Source organism: Trinickia mobilis (genome assembly GCF_017315705.1).
GTDB lineage: Bacteria > Pseudomonadota > Gammaproteobacteria > Burkholderiales > Burkholderiaceae > Trinickia_A > Trinickia_A mobilis.
This window is the reverse complement of record NZ_JAFLRF010000004.1, coordinates 33,059-51,794: the sequence shown is the minus strand read 5'-3', so window position 1 is coordinate 51,794 and position 18,736 is coordinate 33,059. Positions and strand designations below refer to the sequence as shown.

General features: G+C 63.7%; 18 protein-coding genes and 1 pseudogene. 4 read left to right on the top strand and 15 right to left on the bottom strand.

What is annotated here, in order from left to right:
• Positions 1 to 18 precede the first annotated feature (18 nt).
• From J3489_RS07040 to J3489_RS06975, 14 genes are all read right to left on the bottom strand, one after another.
• A complete protein-coding gene (locus J3489_RS07040; protein WP_242539874.1) occupies positions 19 to 1,560 on the bottom strand; it encodes a methyl-accepting chemotaxis protein in 1,542 nt (513 codons plus the stop codon).
• A gap of 180 nt (positions 1,561 to 1,740) precedes the next feature.
• A complete protein-coding gene (locus J3489_RS07035) occupies positions 1,741 to 1,893 on the bottom strand; it encodes a hypothetical protein (protein WP_175425784.1) in 153 nt (50 codons plus the stop codon).
• 87 nt (positions 1,894 to 1,980) lie between these two features.
• Positions 1,981 to 3,561: a TIGR03915 family putative DNA repair protein gene (locus J3489_RS07030; RefSeq protein WP_206997000.1), complete on the bottom strand. Its 1,581-nt coding sequence runs from the start codon at positions 3,559 to 3,561 to the stop codon at positions 1,981 to 1,983.
• A gap of 190 nt (positions 3,562 to 3,751) precedes the next feature.
• Positions 3,752 to 4,336 carry a nucleotidyltransferase family protein gene (locus J3489_RS07025; protein WP_206996999.1) on the bottom strand — a complete coding sequence of 195 codons (585 nt, stop codon included), beginning with the start codon at positions 4,334 to 4,336 and terminating at the stop codon, positions 3,752 to 3,754.
• A 130-nt stretch (positions 4,337 to 4,466) separates the two neighbouring features.
• Complete coding sequence (locus tag J3489_RS07020; RefSeq protein ID WP_206996998.1) at positions 4,467 to 5,150, bottom strand: Fe2+-dependent dioxygenase; 684 nt, start codon at positions 5,148 to 5,150, stop codon at positions 4,467 to 4,469.
• Positions 5,147 to 5,902, bottom strand: a complete 756-nt coding sequence (locus J3489_RS07015) for a tetratricopeptide repeat protein (protein WP_206996997.1) — start codon at positions 5,900 to 5,902, stop codon at positions 5,147 to 5,149. The genes J3489_RS07020 and J3489_RS07015 overlap by 4 nt, the downstream gene beginning before the upstream one ends.
• Before the next feature lie 21 nt (positions 5,903 to 5,923).
• Positions 5,924 to 8,167, bottom strand: coding sequence for a TonB-dependent receptor (locus J3489_RS07010; protein ID WP_206996996.1), 2,244 nt, complete (start codon positions 8,165 to 8,167; stop codon positions 5,924 to 5,926).
• 567 nt (positions 8,168 to 8,734) lie between these two features.
• The gene (locus J3489_RS07005; RefSeq protein WP_206996995.1) at positions 8,735 to 9,376 is read right to left on the bottom strand and encodes a DUF1109 domain-containing protein; all 642 of its coding nucleotides are present in this window, start codon (positions 9,374 to 9,376) and stop codon (positions 8,735 to 8,737) included.
• Entirely contained in the window at positions 9,373 to 9,876 is a 504-nt protein-coding gene (locus J3489_RS07000; RefSeq protein ID WP_206996994.1) for a DoxX family protein, read from the bottom strand. The genes J3489_RS07005 and J3489_RS07000 overlap by 4 nt, the downstream gene beginning before the upstream one ends.
• 5 nt (positions 9,877 to 9,881) lie before the next feature.
• Entirely contained in the window at positions 9,882 to 10,661 is a 780-nt protein-coding gene (locus J3489_RS06995) for an HvfC/BufC N-terminal domain-containing protein (RefSeq protein ID WP_206996993.1), read from the bottom strand.
• Positions 10,651 to 11,574, bottom strand: coding sequence for an MNIO family bufferin maturase (bufB, locus tag J3489_RS06990; RefSeq protein ID WP_206996992.1), 924 nt, complete (start codon positions 11,572 to 11,574; stop codon positions 10,651 to 10,653). Before bufB ends, J3489_RS06995 begins: the two co-directional genes overlap by 11 nt.
• A gap of 31 nt (positions 11,575 to 11,605) precedes the next feature.
• On the bottom strand, positions 11,606 to 11,911 hold the full coding sequence (locus J3489_RS06985; RefSeq protein WP_206996991.1) for a BufA1 family periplasmic bufferin-type metallophore: 306 nt from the start codon (positions 11,909 to 11,911) through the stop codon (positions 11,606 to 11,608).
• 163 nt (positions 11,912 to 12,074) lie between these two features.
• Complete coding sequence (locus tag J3489_RS06980; protein WP_242539845.1) at positions 12,075 to 12,641, bottom strand: sigma-70 family RNA polymerase sigma factor; 567 nt, start codon at positions 12,639 to 12,641, stop codon at positions 12,075 to 12,077.
• Entirely contained in the window at positions 12,635 to 13,276 is a 642-nt protein-coding gene (locus tag J3489_RS06975; protein WP_206996990.1) for a DUF1109 domain-containing protein, read from the bottom strand. The genes J3489_RS06980 and J3489_RS06975 overlap by 7 nt, the downstream gene beginning before the upstream one ends.
• A gap of 321 nt (positions 13,277 to 13,597) precedes the next feature.
• Between J3489_RS06975 and J3489_RS06970 the strand changes: the two genes are divergently transcribed.
• Positions 13,598 to 13,885, top strand: a complete 288-nt coding sequence (locus tag J3489_RS06970; protein ID WP_206996989.1) for a hypothetical protein — start codon at positions 13,598 to 13,600, stop codon at positions 13,883 to 13,885.
• Positions 13,886 to 14,360: 475 nt separating this feature from the next.
• On the opposite strand, the gene J3489_RS06960 is transcribed toward J3489_RS06970, so the two are convergent.
• On the bottom strand, positions 14,361 to 14,861 hold the full coding sequence (locus J3489_RS06960) for a DoxX family protein (RefSeq protein WP_206996987.1): 501 nt from the start codon (positions 14,859 to 14,861) through the stop codon (positions 14,361 to 14,363).
• A gap of 456 nt (positions 14,862 to 15,317) precedes the next feature.
• Between J3489_RS06960 and J3489_RS06955 the strand changes: the two are divergent.
• The 3 genes and pseudogenes from J3489_RS06955 (at position 15,318) to J3489_RS06945 (ending at position 18,706) form a co-directional block, all read left to right on the top strand.
• Positions 15,318 to 16,551: pseudogene (locus J3489_RS06955) on the top strand (IS256 family transposase).
• Between the two features lie 140 nt (positions 16,552 to 16,691).
• On the top strand, positions 16,692 to 17,360 hold the full coding sequence (locus J3489_RS06950; protein WP_309491343.1) for a polysaccharide deacetylase family protein: 669 nt from the start codon (positions 16,692 to 16,694) through the stop codon (positions 17,358 to 17,360).
• A complete protein-coding gene (locus J3489_RS06945; RefSeq protein ID WP_206996986.1) occupies positions 17,318 to 18,706 on the top strand; it encodes an MFS transporter in 1,389 nt (462 codons plus the stop codon). Before J3489_RS06950 ends, J3489_RS06945 begins: the two co-directional genes overlap by 43 nt.
• Positions 18,707 to 18,736 lie beyond the last annotated feature (30 nt).

Sequence of the window (18,736 nt, the reverse complement as noted above, 5' to 3'; positions counted from 1 at the left end):
GCCCTTTGGAACGCGCGATCAAGCCGGCAACGCAAAACTCGAGATCGCTTCGCGCAATGAACCCACCTGGTCCTTCAACGAATGCGCCGCCGCCGCCGCTTCCTCGACCAGCGCGGCATTCTGCTGCGTGACCTGATCCATCTCGCCGACTGCGCGATTCACTTGCTCGATGCCCGCGCTCTGTTCGCGCGATGCGTGACTGATTTCCTCGAGGATCTCGTTGACGCGCCGCACCGACTGCACGATCTCGCCCATCGTCGAGCCCGCGTTCGCAACGAGCGCCGCGCCTTGATCGACGGTATGGGTCGACGATTCGATCAGCACCTTGATTTCCTTCGCCGCGGTGGCGGAACGTTGCGCGAGGCTGCGCACTTCCGATGCGACGACCGCGAAGCCGCGCCCTTGTTCGCCGGCACGCGCGGCTTCGACGGCCGCGTTCAGCGCGAGGATGTTGGTCTGAAACGCAATGCCGTCGATCACGCCGATGATGTCGCCGATCTTCTGCGAGCTCGACGTGATCTCGCTCATCGTGCGCACTACGTCGTCGACGACGCTGCTGCCGCGCATCGCGACGTCCGCGGCCTGCTCGGCAAGCCGTGCGGCCTGCGTGGCGCTTTCGGCGCTTTGCTTCACATTGGCCGTCATCTGATCCATGCTCGACGCCGTTTGCACGAGCGCGGCGGCTTGCTGCTCGGTGCGCTGCGACAGATCGGTGTTGCCCGCCGCGATTTCGTTGGCGCCGACGTTGATGTTCTCGGTGCCGGTCCGCACGCGCGTGACGGCGTCTACGAGCCCTTCCTGCATCGCTGCGAGCGCATGCATCAGGCTCGAATCGTCGTCGCGGTGCACGGGCACGCGCAGGGTCAAGTCGCCCTGCGCGATGCGCCGCGCGGAATCGACCGCCAGCTCGATCTCGCCACCGAGGCTGCGGCGCACGCTCTTCAGCACGAGCACCATGACAATCGTGGCGGCCGCGCCGAGCACGACGATGATGCCGAACCAGCGCAGCGCGCTCGCCGTCACCGCTTCCTGCACGTCGTCCATGTACACGCCGGTGACGACACACCAGTCCCACGGTGCGAAGCGCTTCGCGAAGCCGGTCTTCGCGACCGGCTGAGCGGCGCCGGGCTTCGGCCACTTGTAGCTGACGAAGCCGCCGCCGTCCTGATTCGCGGCTTTCACGATGTCGTTGAAGAGATTGTTGCCGTCCGGGTCCTTGAAGCCCGACATGTTCTTGCCGACCATCTCCGGCTTGAACGGATGCATCAGCATCACGGACTGCGAATCGTTCACCGAAAAGTAGCCGTCCTTGCCGTAACGCAGCTTGGAGATCGTTTCGAGCGCTTTCTTCTTGGCGTCGTCTTCGCTGATCGTGTGCTGCTGCGACGCTGTGTAGTAGAAGTTGACGATGCTCATCGCTTCGTCGACGAGCGAGGTCAGTTGCTCGCGCCTGTCGGCGATCGTCGACGCGCGGTTTTGCCACGCGCCCATGACGCCGATCAGGACGAGGCCGATCCACAGGACGGCGATCATCGAGCCTAGCTTCTGGTTCAAGGTCAGTTTATGCATTGAGTTGGTCTGGAGTGGTCGGTCAGTCAACGGCCTTTCGCGTTCGCGAGAAAAGCCGAGCCCATCCGAGTTGACGGCAATGCACCTGATGCAGCGCAGATCGGGGAAACCCCTAGGTTTTTAGCGGTTTTGTATGAATGAACGAGGCGGTGAACGGCTGCAGCCTGCCTCTCAGACGGGATCCTTGTCTGGCGGGCCTTCGGGACGTTGAGGTTCGTCGTTGTGATGGCCGGGCGATGGCGGCACGTAGGGATCGCCTTCGGGGTCGCGCGTCGGATCGGCGGGCCGTTCGGGAATCGGTGTGGTGTGCATGCAGTAGCTCATGAACTCACCTGCGAAGAGAAGGGCCGGGCAGAGCGCCCTCGTTATTTGTTATACGCCATTCAGCGTGCGCGTCGCTGCGAAATTTTATTAGTGTTGGCTTGCGATGTGGCCCGCGCGCGTCAGCGCGGCGACGAGCGTCGCGACGATCTCTTCGCGCAGCTTCGCATCGCGCGTGCGCAGCGCATAGGCCGGATGATAGGTCGGCACGATCAGCCAGCCGTCATGCGCGATGGTCTGTCCGAGGTACTCCGACAAACTGAGCGGCTGCCGCGTCAGCGCTCTCAACGCGGTTGCGCCGAGCGCCACGACGGCGCGCGGCTGCACGCGCTTGAGTTCTTCATCGAGCCAATAGCCGCAGGCTTCGACTTCGTTGGGAGCGGGCGTCTTGTGCACGTGCAGCGTGCTCTGTCCCTGCGCGGTCTGGCGCGGCGTTTCCAGCGTTTCCCACTTCGAATGCTTGACCGCGTTCGTCACATAGAGCGACGCACGCTCGAGCCCCGCGCGGCGCAGCACGTCGTCGAGCAGCTCGCCCGCCGCGCCGCGAAACGGCTCGCCGCTCAACGCGTCCTGCTCGCCGGGCTGTTCGCCGACCAGCATGATTGCCGCGGGGACCGGCCCGGTGCCCGCGATCGGCTTCGCCTTGCTGCGCCACAGCCCGCACAGCTTGCAGGCCGCGAGCGAGACAGGCGGCGGGCGCGAAGCCGGTGCATCGCCTGCGGACTTGGGCGCGGGCGGCGGCACGCTGACCGCGGATTCCGCTTGCGCCGTCTGCGGCGCGCCGGCGAGCGGCTTCACGGCGAACGGCGGCGCCGGCTTGCCGTCCGCCGGCGGCTTCCAGTAACGCACGGGCAGATCCGAAGGCAACGCGGCCTCGTAGGGGTAGGACGGATTGAACGTGCTTTCGTAATACGCGAGCCACAGGGCTTCGGCGGCGTCGCCGGTGGCCGCCTCGCCGGTCGAACTGAGCGACGTCAGCGCTTCTTCCGGTTCGGTCGTGCGATCGACGCGCAACAGCGCGCCGTCCCAGAAGGCTGCGCCATAGGGCGTGGCGATGACCCAGCTCGAGCGGCCCATGCGCTTCGCGAAATGAGCGGCGGCGCGTTCGAGCACGTCGTGACGCGGATCGAACCAGCCGACGAATTCGGGCGGACCCAGCGACGGATCGCGACGCCGAAAGCGCAGCAGCGCCTGCATCTGCTTCAGCTCCTTGTCGACCTCCTCGATACGCTTGGCGAGGCGCGCGCCGTCGGTGTCATGGGCGGAGACGACCGAGCGCTGGCCCTGCGTCCAGCGCCACAGCACGCGGTAGAGGAATGCCCAGCGATCGGGCGCGCGAAAGCATGCGGCGGTTTCGAGCTTGGCGAGCAGCGTGCGGGATATGGTGGGCGCGGAGGGGGCCACGGGTGCGGATGCGGGCTCGGCGTTGGTGCTGGCCTCGGCCTCGATCTCGACGTTGGCGTTGGCGCCGAGGCCGGCGTTAGCGGCGGCGGACGCGCCCGCTTCGGCCTCGATCTCGGCGAACGCGGGTGCGCCGTCGGCGGTCAGGAGCGCGGCGCTTTCGCCGGCTTCGATCCATTCGACTTCATGCGGGGCAACCGCCTCTTGAAGCAGCGCCCGCGCGATATGCCGCCACGCAGCGAATGAGGGTTCGATTCGGATACTTTTCATCGGACTTGTCCAGCGCGGCGACACGCGCTGTATGGCTGTCGACAAAGACGTTTTTGCATCGTTGGGGATACGGTGGGGGCGTACACCAAACACTGTATATTTATACAGTGTTTGGTGTACGCAATGCAATATCGCGGATGCGGTGAAGTGGAAAAACGCGGCCGAGAAACGGCAAAGGAGAGGGGAGGACTTACCGCCGCAAATCTTCAGGCGTATCGACGTCGCCCAGAATCCCCGCGTCGTCGACTTCGATTTTCGTGAGTTTGTGCGAGGCCAGGAGGCTGCGCGCCCCGACATCGCCGTCGAGCGCGGCAAGCGCCTCGCCATGCTCGGCGTGGAAACCGACCGGGTGTCCGCGCTGCCCGCGATACATCGGCACCACGATCGATGCGCCGTCGTCGAGCGTGCGCGCAACCGCAGCGATCGTGGCCGTCGCGATCCACGGCATGTCGGCGAGCGCGACGATCCAGCCTTCGGCCTCGCAGCTCGCTCGCACGCCGGCAGCGAGACTCGCGCCCATGCCGCGCTCGGCTTCGCGCGCGAACACGACATCGCAGCCTGCGTCGTTCAGCACGTGGGCGAGCGCCTCGGCGCCGGGGCGCACGACGGCGATCACCTGCGGCACGGTGAGCAGCAGCCGGTGCGCGGCAGCGCGCGCGACTGGCATGCCGTCGGGAAGAGGCGCAAGCAGCTTGTTTTGCAAACCGAGCGGATCGAAGCGCGAGCCGAGGCCGGCGGCGAGCAGCAGTCCGGTAGCGGACGAGGCGTAAGTCATCGTGCGGGGCCGCGGGGAAGATGGCTCCGATTGTGCAACGCGAGGTGCAGCGCAGCAAGCGCAATGATGGCGGGCCAAACCCGCACAGCCCCCGTCACCTTATCCACCGTAATCGGCAAATCCCGCATCCTCACGCCTGCGCCCACCGCCGCAGCAGGTTGTGATAAACCCCCGTCAAGCTGACCACCACCGGATCGTTCGATCCCTTCTCCGCCGCCAACCGCTGCACATCGCCGTCGAGTTGAAAGAGCAGGGCACGCGCGCTGTCGTCGCGCACCATGCTCTGAATCCAGAAGAACGAGGCGACGCGCACGCCGCGCGTGACAGGCGCCACGCGATGCAGGCTCGACGCCGGGTAGAGCACCATGTCGCCCGCTGGCAATTTGGTTCGATGCACGCCGAACGTATCCTCGACGCAAAGCTCGCCGCCGTCGTAGGCCTCGGGCGCTTCGAGAAAGAGCGTCGCCGACAGGTCGCTGCGAATGCGGAAATCGGTGCCGCGCAATTGGCGGATCGCGTTGTCGACGTGCGTGCCGAACGCATCGCCGCCTGCGTAGCGGTTAAAGAGCGGCGGAAACACTTTCAGCGGCAGCGCCGCCGAAAAGAACAAGGGATGGCGTCCGAGCGCGTCTTGAATCGCGTCGCCGGCCGCGCGCGCTGCGGGCGACCCTTCCGGAAGCTGCTGGTTGCGCTTGGCGTGCGCGGACTGCTGGCCCGAGGTGACGTTGCCGTCGATCCATTGCGCCGCATCGAGCACTTGGCGGCATTGCGCGACTTGCGCCTTCGTCAGCACGCCGGAGATGTGAAGCATCATGCAGAAAATTCCTGGTGCGGGGCCGGCCGGCCCTGGGTCATCGCGCGAAACGCCGCGATCGGCGATGCCGACAAATACGCATGCATCTTCGCGAGGAATGCCGGCGTGGCAGTGCGGGGCACGCGCGCGAGCCACCGCAGCGCTTCGTCGATATGCCCGCGTTCGCCGAGCAGCCGCGCGTAGTTGAACTGGCCGCGGAAGTCGCCGCCCAGCGCCGCGCGCCGGTAGCAGCCGAGCGCGACGAGCGAGTCGGCGTGGACTTCCCAGCCGTCCTCGTAGAAGCTGCCGACGAAATTGATCGATTTCGCGTGACCGAGATCGGCCGCGCGCCGGAACCAAGCGAGGGCCTGGGCGCGGTCGCGTTCGATGCCGAAACCGCGCGCGAGCGCGGACGCATAGTTGTACATGCCCCAGTCGAGCCCGGCGCGCGCCGCGAGCCGGTACCAGTAGACGGCGACCGGCGCACAGGCGGCGACGCCTCGGCCGTGCTCGTAGCAGCGTCCGAGCATGTTCATCGCCATCGGGTGGTCGCTCGCCGCGGCATGCTTGAACCACGTGACCGCGGCGGCTTCATCGCGCTCGACGCCATGTCCGTCGAGCAGACATTGGCCGTAGACAGCCTGCGCTTCGACGATCCCGTGCCCGGCCGCCGCCGCGATCCATGGCGCGGCGCGCTCGGGCGGCCCGGCGAGGATCGACGCGATCGCGTCCGGCGACACCTTCGCCAGTTGCTTGAGTGTGATGGACTGCATCGGGTAGGCAACGCGCCGTATTCAATATCGTGCAGTCAGCGTGGCAAACGCCGAACGCCCCGGTGCGATCGACGCGTAGTGCGCCGGATACGCCTGATCGAAATACGTGCGGTTGAACAGGTTCTGCACGTTGAGCTGCACATCGAGCTTCTTGTTGATGCGGTAGAGCGCCATCGCGTCGAAGCGCCAGTACGAGGGCACCGCGCGCAGGTTTGCCGTGTCGCCATACACCTGCGACATGTAGAACGCGCCGCCGCCTACGGTGAACTGCGGCGTCACGTCGTAGTTGCTCCACAGGCTGATGCTGTTCTTCGGCGTATTCGGGAACAGGTGGCCGTTATCCGCGGTGTTCTTGCCGTTGTCGCGCAATTCGCTCTTCATGTACGTGTAGCCGCCGAACACCTGCCACGCGTTCGTGATCTGTCCGGAGAGGCCGAACTCGAAGCCGTCGACGCGCTTGTCGCCGACCATCGCGTACTGGTTGTTGGGCAGCGTGACGCGCGCGTTGGTCGTCTCGATGCGGAAGATCGCGCCGGTCAGCGAGAGCCGGTTGGCGAGCACGTTCCATTTGGTGCCGAGTTCGTACGTCTTGTTCTTCTCCGGCGCGAGCTGGTCGGCGTTCGTGCCGACGCCGCCGCGGCCCGGCGTGAGCGACTGCGTTTCGCTGCCTTCACCGAGCAGCATGCCGGCCGGCGTCGACGACGTCGCGTACGACGCATACACGCTGCCGTTCTCGGCCGGCTTGAAGACCAGGCCGAGCTGCCAGTTCACGAGCGTGTCGTCGCGCGAGTACGGCTTCGAGCCGTTGGCGCGCGTGTCGGTGAAGCGCGTCGAATAGTCGTCGACGCGCACGCCGACGTTCGTCTGCCAGCGCTTCGTCAGTTCGATCGTGTCGAAACCGTAGATCGACTTCGTCGTCGTGCGCGCGTAGGACAGGTTGTTCGCACGACTAACGGATCCGGCCCACGGGTCGTTCGGATTCGGCGACCACAGGCTCGTGCAGTTGTAGCCGGAGGCCGCGCCGATGCCCAATTTGCAGCTCGCGCCGTTGCCCGCGGCGACGTTGTAGGTGTCGCGCTCGCCGTGCTCGTTGGACAACTCGATGCCGGTCGTGAAGCTGTGCTTGAGCGGCCCTGTTTTGAACTCGCCGAACAGCTCGGTCTGGTTCGCGATGCTCCAGATGTCGCTCGCGCGCGTGTTGGCGCGGCGCCAGACCTTGCCGTTCACGACGTTGCCCTGGCTGTCGTCGGGCTGGGTCCAGATGTAGTCCTGGCTCGATTTCGTGTAGCGCGTCGTGTTGCGGAGGGTCAGGTCGCCCGTGATGTCGTGCTCGACGCGCAAGGTACTGATGTCCGACGAGGTCTTGCGGAAGTCGCGGTCGAGCAGGCCATAGAAGTTGTGCCGGTCGACCGGCGCGGGGTAGATCGTGTCGACATTCGAGGGCTTGTTGCCGGCCGTATAGAAGTACGGGATGCCGCCATCGGGCAAGTCGTTCGTCTTCAAGTGGTAGTAGCTCGCCGTCACGCGCGTGGGCGTGCCGAGGCCGAACGATACCGAAGGCGCGACGCCCCAGCGCGAGTTGTTGACGGCGTCGCGGCCGGCGACGTCGTTGTTGTGGCTCATCAGGTTCAGGCGAAACGCGGCGTGGTCTGCGAACTGCCAGTTGCCGTCGGCAGTGAAGCGGCGGTAGCGGCCGGTGCCGAGCCCGGCGCTGCCCTCGGCGCTCGTGCCGGGATGCGGCGCCTTGCTCACGAGATTGATGCTGCCGCCCGCGCCGCCGCGGCCGCCGTAGGCGCCGTCGGAGCCTTTGACGACTTCGATGCGATCGAGATTGAACACTTCGCGGGTTGTCGCGCCGATGTCGCGCAAGCCGTCGACAAAGGTGCTGCCCTGCGCGTCGTAGCCGCGGATGAACGGCCTGTCGCCGAGCGGATTGCCGCCTTCGCCCGCGCCGAACGTGATGCCCGGCACGGTGCGCAGCGCTTCGGTGAGCGTCGCCGCACCGCTCGACTGGATCAGCGCCTGCGGAATGACGGTGACGGACTTCGGCGTGTCGACGAGCGGCGCGGTGAATTTGACCGACGAGGCATGATCGGTCTTGAAGCCGTCCTGGTGCTGGCCCTTGACCTCGATCGGCGCGAGAGGGTATTCCGAGCCGGCGAGCTTGTCCGCTGTCGATTGCGCAAGGGCCGGCCCAGCAGCGAGCATCCCGACGAGGGTGGTGCCGAGTTTGCCGAGCTTCGAGTCTTCGTGCCGCGACGTCATTAGATTAGTAATCCTATTCAAGCTTGTTGCTGGTTCAACGACCGCCGCGTGCGTCTCCGGTTCGCGACGTGGCGTGCGAACCGGAGACGCACGCGGCTCCTTTTGAAATATTACAAAGTTGTTTCGGCCGCCATTCTAATTGATAACAATACAATTGAGAAGTGTTCTCATTTGCAAGGGCGGCATGGCAACCGGGGAAGTCGAGTTGTCTCGGCGGATGGGGCTTACGACAGGATCCCCATTCGGCAGGCCCGCTATGGGAAGCTGCCAGCCGTAGATCACGGCCGCCATGCGCAGCACAAAGCAAGGATCGATTCGGTATGAGCGCGGCAATGGCTGCGTCGCCGAAAGCCTGTCCGGCCCGCTGCCAAGCGCGGCGCCGGCGCCCGGCATCCGCCTGGGCGGTGACAATCTCATGCGGTCCGCTGCCGCCCGCTTCCGATGCCAGCGGCGCTCGCCGCGCCGCTGCCGTTTGGCGCCTAAGAAAATGCTTTGTGGTTCGACCGATTCTACTTCACCGCGTTAGCGCGACAGAACCCGAGGCGCGGGTGATGGCGGGAGGCGTCGTCACCAACGCAGGCAATGCGGCGCGACGGCCGCACCGATGGCGGTGGTAATCGCGATCGCGAGCACGTACCAGATGCCCCAGAACGGCACGGCCATCTCCGCGCAATACAGCGAGTAGACGAGCACTCCCAGCGCGCCGGCCAGCAGCCCCGCGCCCGCGCCGGCCAGCGCGAGGCGGGTCGGCGCAAGCTGCTTCATGGCGTGCATCATGGCGGTGAGCGACGGAAAAGACAGCACCACGACGCTCGCCGTCGTGGTGCGCCATGTCGTGCCGAGCATCAGCTGAAGCCGGTAGCCCGGCGGCGTTGCCATCAGAATACTTCCGGCGGCGAGCAGCATCGTGACGATAGGCAGCGCGACCGCCAACCAGGCGAACTTGAGCGGCGCGCCGGGGCGTCCGAGCCGCTGCGCGAGCTTCATGGCCGCAGCGATAATCGCGAGCGGGAAAACAAGGCGCACCCAGAACATCGTCGTGAGGATCAGCTCCGGCATGTCGCTTCGGACACCGTACAGCGCGACCAGCAGGACCGTGTTGCCGGCGAGGCCCAGCATCAGCGCGCGATTGAGCAGCTTGGGGACGGCGTTGCGCTCGACCGGCGAGATGTCCCTGGTTAGCCGGGCGACCAGATCTCGTGTTTTCATGACCTGTTCGCACGGGCTCCAAGGAGATAGTCGATTGAAATCAGGCCCGGTCCCCAAGCGGCGATGCCAAGCGCCATGGCTGCCCAGGTGATGTGAATCGGCCAGCCGTCCGGCACTGTCAATTCGATGATGCAAGTCATCAGTAGCAGACCCGCGGCGGCGAACCGCGTGCCGAGGCCGAGCACGAGCAGCACCGGAAACGTGACCTCTCCGCAAGCGGAAAGAAAGGCGAAGACGGCGGGAGCCGGAAACGGATACGGGCCGCCCGGCAGATGCAGCCGGAATTCATCGGTGAAGAGGTCGATGGCCGTATCGTTGAGTTGCAGGAAACCGTGCCATTTGAGGATGCCCGATTTCCAGAACGGAACGGCCAGCGCAATGCGCAGCACAAGTTGCACGAACCACGGTTGCGCGAGTCGTTCGACGAGGCGTTGCGCACGCACAATTGCATTCGCGACGATACCCGGGAAGGACAGTCTGGTCTCTTGTCGAGTCGACATCTTGATTACGCTCCCTGTTGGATGCCGGCAAACACGCCGGCTGAAATCATCGCTGCCAGATTGGCCGGCAGGTCGACGGAATCGGTCTCGTCGAAGGCCGCTTCGGCCGCGGCCCCAAGCGACTCGCCCTTGATGAGCGGGATGAGGAAGGCCGCGCCGCCGGCCGGCAGGCGCGAAACGATCACGTCCTGGTCCGGCCGTGTGACGAGCGCGTCTTCGGCATCGCTCGAACACAGCGGGGAAACGGGGCCGTCCGTGCGGTTCATCGCGAAGATCGCGACGGCGGGATAGCGCGACCGAACGATTCGCGCGGCGGGGTGGGGGACGAATCGCACCTGCGGCAACGATGACGGATCGACGCTCGCCAAAGTCTCAGCCTTGAGCGTCGCGGCGTCCGCCGCGTGATACGCGTCCAGCCAGGCGCGTTCGATGCGCGCCGTATCCGCGAGCCAGGGCATGTCGCGCGCATACTCGTACGACTCGATGAACGAGGGGAAATCCCGCCCGTACTCGAACAACAACGGCGAAACCGGGGGCGTGGCGCGGACGTGAGAGCGCGCCATCGCGCGGAAGAACTCGACGCCCGTGATGCGCTGGACGGCGGGATAGATGGCGGCCAGCGCGTCGATGAGGCCGACCGTGACGTTGTTGCGATAAACGTTGTATCGCTTGACCACGCCTTTTCCGCGCGCGGCCACGGCGTCTTCGGGCGCGGCCGTCTCCGGATTCGTCAAACCCGGCGCGAACGCCGTCGCATATTCGAGAGGACCATACTCAGGCTTCATGGCCGGCGTTCCCCACGAGTAGCGTTTCGTGCTCCGAGACGATCCGTCGAGCCATCAGCGCCAGCGCACGCAACTCGGGCCACTCGGGGAGATGGCTGTCCCACTCGATCAGCGTCGGTATTGGCCCGGTGCGCGCCACGACATACCGGTAAAGATCCCAGACCGGATCAGCGATGGCCCGGTCGTGACTGTCGATGAGCAGCAGTGCGTTCTCGTCGTCATGCTGCGCGCTGTGGCCGGCCAGATGAATTTCGCCTACGTATTGAAGCGGAAATTCCGCGAGATACGCGCGGGCCGAATAACCGTGATTGACCGCCGAGACGAAAACGTTGTTGACGTCCAGCAGCAGACCGCAACCCGTCCGTTGCGCGACTGCACGGATGAAATCCGGCTCGCTCATTGTTGACGACGCGAAGGCGACATACGTTGACGGGTTTTCGAGCAGCATCGGACGCCTGATGATTTCCTGAACCTGGTCGATGTGCTCACACACCTTGTCGAGCGCGGCTTTCGTGTACGGCAGGGGCAGGAGGTCGTTGAAGAACATCCCGCCGTGCGAGGACCAGGCGAGATGTTCAGAAACGAGCGCAGGTTCGTAGCGCTCCACCAGTTCGCGAAAGCGCGCGAGGTGACGGACGTCGAGCGTATCCGGGCCGCCGATCGACATGCATACGCCGTGAAGCGAGATTGGGTAGCGCTCGCGGATCGCGGCAAGCGCCCGATGCGGCGGTCCGCCCGCGCCCATGTAGTTCTCGGCATGGACTTCGAAGAATCCGTCTTGCAGGCCGTCTTCGAGAATCGCGGCGAAGTGTTTGTGTTTGAAGCTGGTGCCGGCAAGCCCGGTTGCGCCGGGCGCCGAACGACGGGGACGGCCAAGCGAGTTCGCCGCCGCTGATCTCTTAGAATCGCTCATGGTCGTCCCGTCCCTCTTGTCGTTTGTGCGATCAGGTCGGCGTGAGCGAACCGTGACCGCCGCCCGGCACCTGAATGCTCGTGCACGTGCCACCCTGAACGAACTTCCACGAGTTGCCCTGGAAATCGACCGCCGACGTACCCTGGCAGGTCGTGCCCGGGCCGGCCGCGCAATCGTTTTGCCCCTTCAGCGCGACGCCATAGCACTTTTCCTTGTGAGCCGCGAGAGCGGCAGTTTCTTCTGCCTTGGTGAGCGGCGCGGCATGCGCCGCCGATGCGAGAAGGCTCGCAACTGCGCCGGCGAGCAGGGCAGCACTGACATTGATCTTTGCGGACATGAAAACTCTCCAATAGTAGGAATCGAAGGTATCCGTGGTGGATACGCCAGTAAATTCGCCGGATATCAATGACTGGTTACAGCGAACCCAATTTTTTGATTCGTGAGGTTGCAGTGCAGGTGTCGAGGTGAAGGAGAATTGCTGGCGCCAGGCACTCAACTACTTAAGCCACCCCGCGCAGCCTGGCCGCGAGTGCCTTGAGGCCACGATGCACGCCGACCTTGACGGCTGATTCCGAGAGCCCTGTCAGCTGCGCGGTCTCGGCGACCGACAGACCCTCGAGCTTCACATGCACAATCGGCAAGCGCTGCTTGTCGGGCAACTGATCGAGCAGCTTGCCGATGTCGCGGCGTGCCGCCAATGGTTCGTCGTCCGGCGCGCAGAAGATGTCGAGGTGATCGTCGATGGAATCGTGCAGCGATTCGCGGCGCGCCCGTGCCCTGAAGAAATCCATCAGCTTGTAGCGCGCGATCGCGTGAACCCACGCCGTCAGCGGCTCCTCGGGCCGGTAGGTGTGCCGTCCGTTGTGGACGGCAAGCAGGATGTCCTGGACGAGATCCTCGACGTCGTCCGTGAGCTGAGGAATGCGTTTGCGCAGGTAGCCGCGCAAATGGCGCGTCAGCTCGCTTAGGAAAGTGTGATAAGCGACGGCGTCGCCGCTCATGCTGCTGATGAGCAGGGCTCTCAGTCGCGTCTCTGTCGAGTGCACGGTCGGTCGGCCTTCTACCATCGCAAGCATCGCGGCCCGAGAAGCGCGCCCGCCACGGCGGGAAGCGCCATGCCGATGACGTACCAGACTGCCCAGAACGGCACCCCCATTTCCGGACAATGGAGGCAATAGGCGACGGTCGCGGTAGCGCCTGCGAGCGCGCCGGCTGCGGCGCCCGCGAGCCGCAGCCGCGTCGGCGCGAGCCCGCGCACGGCCCAAAGCGCCGCAGCGAAGCCGGGTACCGAAAGGACGGCGATGTTCAACGGGCAAGTGCGCCACGTATGGCCAAAGAGCAGCTCGGCGCGCTGCGCGGAAGGCGCGAGCCAAATCACGACCAGGCCCGCAAGCCAGACGACGCCGACGGGGACGGCAATCCCTGCCCATGCCGCGCCTACGGCAGCGCCGGGCCGCGAAAGACGCGCGGTGACGAGAAGCGAGCCTGCGGCGACCGCGACCGGGAACGCCAGCTTGGCCCAGAAGAGCGGCGTGACGAGCATCTCGCGCAGATCGGGCCGAGGACCGTAGAAGATCAACATGAGCAGCGTTGCGCCGATCGCGCCGACGAGCAGAGCGCAGCTGAAACGCCGTGCACCCGCATGCGGATCGACGGGCGTGACGTCGGCGGCCAGCAGCGAGACCAGACGGTCGGTTTCCATATCGTTCTACCTGCAATGATTAAAACTAGTTCGGTTGGCAGCCGCGTTCGGTTACAGCTGACCGACAATTTTTGCATGGGCACGCCGCGCAACCGGTGCTCCCGCACCGCTCGCAGGCAGGCAGTCAATTATTCAATCTATTTGCGGGATGTTGTAGTAGTTGACAAGTCGCGCGGTGAACGTCAGCCGTCGGCTGAAGCACAAAAGATTTCAGACGTGCTGTAACCCGTTCTTGAACTTCACCGAATTACCTTCCGGATTGCAAGTGCATCAGACCCGATCCAGGCGCATTCCAGTAGTCACAGATTTTAGGAGGTCGTCATGAAGTCCAAGCTCATTGCCACGCTGTTGCTAGCCGCTACCGCTTCGCTTGCTGCTCCCGCTTTCGCAAGCAACTATGGTCCCGCCCCGTTTTATCGCCCTGAGGTCGGCGCGCCGTCGTCGCAAAGCGGGCCGAGCGTCCGCACGCTCGCCGAGGAGCACGACACGGCTGCCGCGGCGTATAGCGCTGTCGGCGGTGTGGCCGACTCCTCGATTTCGCGCTCGGGCAGCCGGCGTGCGTTCAAGGGACAGGACGAAGGTCCTCGAGGGCTCTACCGTGGTCGTTGATGCGGCTGAGGAGAGCCGTTAGATCGGCTTTCCGATCCCGATCCGGTCATTGCAGTCCAACGGTGCCGCCTCGCATCCCGATGCGACGCAGGCTCACGCCGAAAACCGGCCGTGGGGCCTCGCGCCGTTGATACCTGCACATGGGTGCCCAATCACTAACTGAGTTCTCGGATCACCATGATTCGAGACATTTTCAAACGTGTAGTGGTTTCCTCGACGGATAACCCTTGTAACTTGTCGTGCACGATCGGCAAACGCTGACGGTCTGGTAGCTGGTCGAGCAGCTTGTGCACATCGCGTCGTGCGTCCTCCGGTTCGGTGTCCGATGCGGCGAATCAGCGCGATTTCTGCGTAACTCATGTCTTCAAGACCGGCCATCGGCGGCGCAACCACGGTCGCCCACCAGCGTGCATGCATAGCGGCGAAGACCAGGTACATGCTCCGCAATGTCGTCCTGAATCGCTATCGCCCGTCTCTATTTCGGCCGGTCTCGGCTAAGCCAGCCATCGACGGAGAGCGGCCCGGATCCACCAAACATCAGCGCAGCAAGACACGCGAGATAAAGCAGATCCGTCTCGTAGCCCGGCGGACCGAACTGCGGGCCGGCTGACGTGACGGCCATCAGCTTGATCGACAAGAACCCATACTGAAGATGCACGGTCAGCGTCGCAACCATCAGCACCGCGATCATTGGCAGGCTGACGAGGGGTACGAACGCGCCGGCGATAACCGCGAGACCGCCGACCAGTTCGATGACGATGGTCGCCCACGCCATGAAGTGCGGTGCCGGCACACCGAGCGCGTGCAAAATCCCGGCAAATGCATCCGGATGCTTCACAATTTTTGAGTAGCCGTGCGCCATGAACCCGTAACCGACGATAAGGCGCAATGGCAGAGGTGTCCATCGCGCGAGGCCCAGGCGGTCCGTCAGCCAGGCGAGATCGGTAAGACGAAGCGGGTGACGGACAGTATCCATGCGCAAGGGCCTCCTGATGAACGTTAGCAAAGAACGGCGGGCGATGCAGACGGGGGGCTCACCCTCTCTTTGAAGTTCGTCGGGGATGGATGCGCGGTTACAGCGAGGCTAAATATTTTTTCCTTAGCGTGCGCCTGCGCCCGCTGTTGCCGGCCGCCTGCCGGTAACAGCCGCCTTGGAAAGGGCATACCAGTCCTCGTTGTTGCATCGACCGGTTGAATCCGCCCGTGTTGAGTTGGCCGTCGCAGGAATGGGGATAGTGCAGACCTTGAGTTTTATCGCAGCGCCAGCACTTCAAGACAAGAAGCTTGAGCGGATACTTTCGCGTTGGGAGACATCAGCGCCGGAGGTTTCCATTCTGTATCCGAGAGACCCAGGTAATGTGCGGAGGTATGTGCAAGAAGGCTGAAGGCGTAAAGGCCTGAGGGCTGGGGTGGCCATGGTGTAGGTTGATGAATGTCGAGTCCGTCAACTTGCCCGTGGGAGGCAAACACCATGGCCACAAGCAAGCGTAATACGAGTCTGCCGTCGGCGGAAGCACTGGTCGCCAGCGACCGGGATTTGATGAAGGCGTTAATGAAGGATGCGCTGCAGGAAGTGCTCGAAGCCGAGATGACCGAGCTGCTGGGCGCGGCGCCGAACGAGCGCACTGAGGCGCGCAGCGGCTATCGGGCCGGCTACTACGGGCGTGGGCTGGTGACGCGCATCGGCAAGCTCGAGTTGCGCGTGCCGCGAGCGCCACGGCGAGTTTTCGACGGCGCTGTTCGAGCGCTATGCACGCAGCGAGAAGGCGCTGGTGGCGGCGCTCGCGGAGATGTACGTGCAGGGCGTCTCCACGCGCAAGGTCAAGGCGATTACCGAGGATCTGTGCGGCCACAGCTTTTCGGCCTCGGCGATTTCGGCAATCAACAAGAGCCTGGATGCGACCCTGGCGAAGTTCGCGCATCGGCCGCTGGAAGAGGCGTACCCGTATCTGATCGTCGATGCGCGCTACGAGAAGGTGCGCGAGGCGGGGGTGATCCGCTCGCAGGCGGCGCTGATCGCCATTGGCATCAATTGGGAGGGGCACCGGCAGGTGCTGGCGGTGGAGTTGGCCAACCGCGAGAGCCAGTCGAGCTGGAGGGACTTTCTGCTCGGGTTGAAGAAGCGCGGGCTGTCGGGCGTCGAGTTTGTCGCCTCGGACGACCATGCCGGGCTGAAGAAGGCGATCGGCGAGGTGCTGCCGGAGGCGGCCTGGCAGCGCTGCTACGTGCATTTTCTGCGTAATGCGCTCGATTACCTGCCACGCAAGGCCGACGACGATTGTCTGCAGGAATTGCGCTGGATGTATGACCGTCGTGACCTGCAGGAGGCGCAACGCGACCTGAGCGCATGGATCGGCAAGTGGCAGGGCAAATACCCGAAGCTGGTGGACTGGGTCGAGACCACTATCGGCGAGACGCTGACGTTCTACCGCTTACCGCGGGCGCACCACAAGCATTTGAAGTCGACCAACATGCTCGAGCGGCTGAACGAGGAGATCAAGCGGCGCACGCGGATCGTGCGGATCTTCCCCAATGAGGCTGCCTGCTTGCGGCTCGTGCGCGCCCTGTGCAGCGAAACCCACGAGACCTGGCTGGAGGACAACCGCTATCTGAACATGGCGCTGCTCGCCGAGCAGAAGAAGGAGTTGCTACGTATGGCGGCGTAAGCCGCCGCGTGGTGCTCGCCGCTACGGGCTACGCCCTCCGCGCCGACCACCACGCAAAAGAATCAACCGACACTAAGGTCATCCGTTTTTGCACAGCTTGACGCACACAACTCCTGGCGTGGGGACAGTACGGCAATCGTGTGGGCATTCCGCGTATTTTGGCCTTGCTGGAGAAATACGATGTACCGGCCAGTTTTTATGTGCCTGCGGTCTCGGCGCTGCTATATCCCGACGAGCAGCGCAGGATAGTCGGTGCCGGACACGAGATCGGCATTCATGGCCGGATTCACGAGCTGAATTCGGCTTTGGGACTTGAAGACGAACGCGATCTCATCATGCGTTCAATCGATACGCTTGAGAAGGTCACTGGTACACGTCCTACAGGGTATCGCTCACCTTCGGCGGACTTCACAGAAAACACGCTGCAACTGATCCGCAATCTGGGAATTTCCTACGATTCTTCGTTAGGTGCAGACGACGACTGCTATGAGCTTGAGATGAATGGTGAACCCACGGGGCTGGTCGAGATTCCTTTCGACTGGGTGCGTGACGATGCAGCTTACTTTCTAATGCATCGCTTCCAAGGTCTGCGTCCTTACACCTCACCGACGCAGGTCTTCGACATCTTCAAACGCGAACTTGATGCCGCATACGAGGAAGGCGGACTGTTTGAGCTCACGATGCATCCGCCCATCATCACCAATCGGTCGCGGATCTGGATCGTGGAGGAGCTAATCAGGTATGCAAAGAGTCTGCCGGGCGGCGTATGGTTCGCGCGACACGACGAGGTAGTGGCTTACACTTTATGAGTGAGCGCGAGCAGGGCAAGCAAGCTGCCGCATCGACCCGACGTGTTGTTCTGGTGACAGGATTGTTGGCGCTGTCATTTGCTTTTTCTTTCATGGACAGGCAAGTACTTCCATTATTGATCGAACCGGTCCGGCATACGTTTGCGATGAGTGATACCGAAATCGGCTTGTTACAGGGCTTGGCGTTCAGCACTTTCTACGCGTGCGCGGCGATTCCGCTTGGCTGGGTGGTGGACCGATATAACCGCGTAGGGATCGCCGCTACCTGTGTAGCCGCGTGGGGCGTAGCCACGGCGGCGTGTGGGCTATGCATGAACTTCGGCCAGCTCCTCGTGGCGCGCACTGCAACGGCGGTCGGCGAAGCGGGCTGTTCGCCTGCATCGTGGTCGATATTGTCCGACCTGCTGTCGGGGCGTGCATTGCTGAGAGCGACGGCGGTCTATAACACCGGTCCTTACGTCGGCGGCGGACTTGCGCTTATCTTGGGCAGTATGGCATTGCGGCACTTCACTGTTACCGGCGGCCTGGCGTTGCCGTTGGTCGGGCATCTTGATCCGTGGCAAGCGGTTTTTATCGTGTTAGGTCTACCCGGTTTGATTCTGGGCGCGGTGATTCTGACGCTGCGTGAGCCGAAGCGCCGCGAGTTTGGCGTGCAGGAAAGGGACCTCTCGACACGGACCACGTTGAAAGTGCTGTTCGGGTCCCGGCAACTGATGTTCTTTTTCGCGAGCTTCGTATTCGTCACGTCTAGCCTCTACATCGTTCTAACGTGGTTCCCGAGCGTGATGATTCGCGAGGGCTATGGCACCGCATCGACGATCGGAAGGCCGCTTGGCGTGCTGTTTCTCGCGGTCGGACTGAGCGCCTGTTTTCTGTCGCAGTTTCTTGTCCGCAAACTGGATAACAGCGACATGCTCGGTACGTTGCTCAGGCGCCTGTCGATTGTGTTGTCGATTCAGGTACCACTCGTCGCTGTCTTTGCGCTCATCGAATCGGCAAGCGCAGCTTACTGGTTTTACGCGTGTGAAGTCGCGACCCTTTCAGTCACGACGACGTTCATGGCGAGCCCGATCGAGCTGGGTGTGCCCAATCGCATGCGCGGCCGTGCCACGGGTCTTTTTCTGTTGTGCAATAACGTTCTGGGCGCGAGCCTCGGACCAGCCGCAGTAGGCGCGCTCAGTGATCGGTTGAAAGGGAGTCCGCATAGTCTCGTGACCGCGTTTGTGATCGTGCTTGGCATATCGAGCGTCTGCTCGGTGATTCTGATGTATCTGTCTTCGACGAAGCGAGCGGAGGCAGACATATCCGACTTGCTGCAGGCGAGCGCCGTGCCCAGAAATTCGTAACGCTTCTAGTGCAAAAATGGCGAAACAGGG

What these genes read in the sequence shown, in the direction of transcription:
- J3489_RS07015 (WP_206996997.1), bottom strand. Translation starts at nt 5,902, where the DNA reads ATGCAGTCCATCACACTCAAGCAACTGGCGAAGGTGTCGCCGGACGCG.
- J3489_RS07030 (WP_206997000.1), bottom strand. Translation starts at nt 3,561, where the DNA reads ATGAAAAGTATCCGAATCGAACCCTCATTCGCTGCGTGGCGGCATATC.
- J3489_RS06975 (WP_206996990.1), bottom strand. Translation starts at nt 13,276, where the DNA reads ATGGAAACCGACCGTCTGGTCTCGCTGCTGGCCGCCGACGTCACGCCC.
- J3489_RS06970 (WP_206996989.1), top strand. Translation starts at nt 13,598, where the DNA reads ATGAAGTCCAAGCTCATTGCCACGCTGTTGCTAGCCGCTACCGCTTCG.
- J3489_RS06980 (WP_242539845.1), bottom strand. Translation starts at nt 12,641, where the DNA reads ATGGTAGAAGGCCGACCGACCGTGCACTCGACAGAGACGCGACTGAGA.
- J3489_RS06985 (WP_206996991.1), bottom strand. Translation starts at nt 11,911, where the DNA reads ATGTCCGCAAAGATCAATGTCAGTGCTGCCCTGCTCGCCGGCGCAGTT.
- J3489_RS06995 (WP_206996993.1), bottom strand. Translation starts at nt 10,661, where the DNA reads ATGAAGCCTGAGTATGGTCCTCTCGAATATGCGACGGCGTTCGCGCCG.
- J3489_RS06945 (WP_206996986.1), top strand. Translation starts at nt 17,318, where the DNA reads ATGGTTCGCGCGACACGACGAGGTAGTGGCTTACACTTTATGAGTGAG.
- J3489_RS07005 (WP_206996995.1), bottom strand. Translation starts at nt 9,376, where the DNA reads ATGAAAACACGAGATCTGGTCGCCCGGCTAACCAGGGACATCTCGCCG.
- J3489_RS06960 (WP_206996987.1), bottom strand. Translation starts at nt 14,861, where the DNA reads ATGGATACTGTCCGTCACCCGCTTCGTCTTACCGATCTCGCCTGGCTG.
- J3489_RS07020 (WP_206996998.1), bottom strand. Translation starts at nt 5,150, where the DNA reads ATGATGCTTCACATCTCCGGCGTGCTGACGAAGGCGCAAGTCGCGCAA.
- bufB (WP_206996992.1), bottom strand. Translation starts at nt 11,574, where the DNA reads ATGAGCGATTCTAAGAGATCAGCGGCGGCGAACTCGCTTGGCCGTCCC.
- J3489_RS07025 (WP_206996999.1), bottom strand. Translation starts at nt 4,336, where the DNA reads ATGACTTACGCCTCGTCCGCTACCGGACTGCTGCTCGCCGCCGGCCTC.
- J3489_RS07010 (WP_206996996.1), bottom strand. Translation starts at nt 8,167, where the DNA reads ATGACGTCGCGGCACGAAGACTCGAAGCTCGGCAAACTCGGCACCACC.
- J3489_RS07000 (WP_206996994.1), bottom strand. Translation starts at nt 9,876, where the DNA reads ATGTCGACTCGACAAGAGACCAGACTGTCCTTCCCGGGTATCGTCGCG.
- J3489_RS07035 (WP_175425784.1), bottom strand. Translation starts at nt 1,893, where the DNA reads ATGAGCTACTGCATGCACACCACACCGATTCCCGAACGGCCCGCCGAT.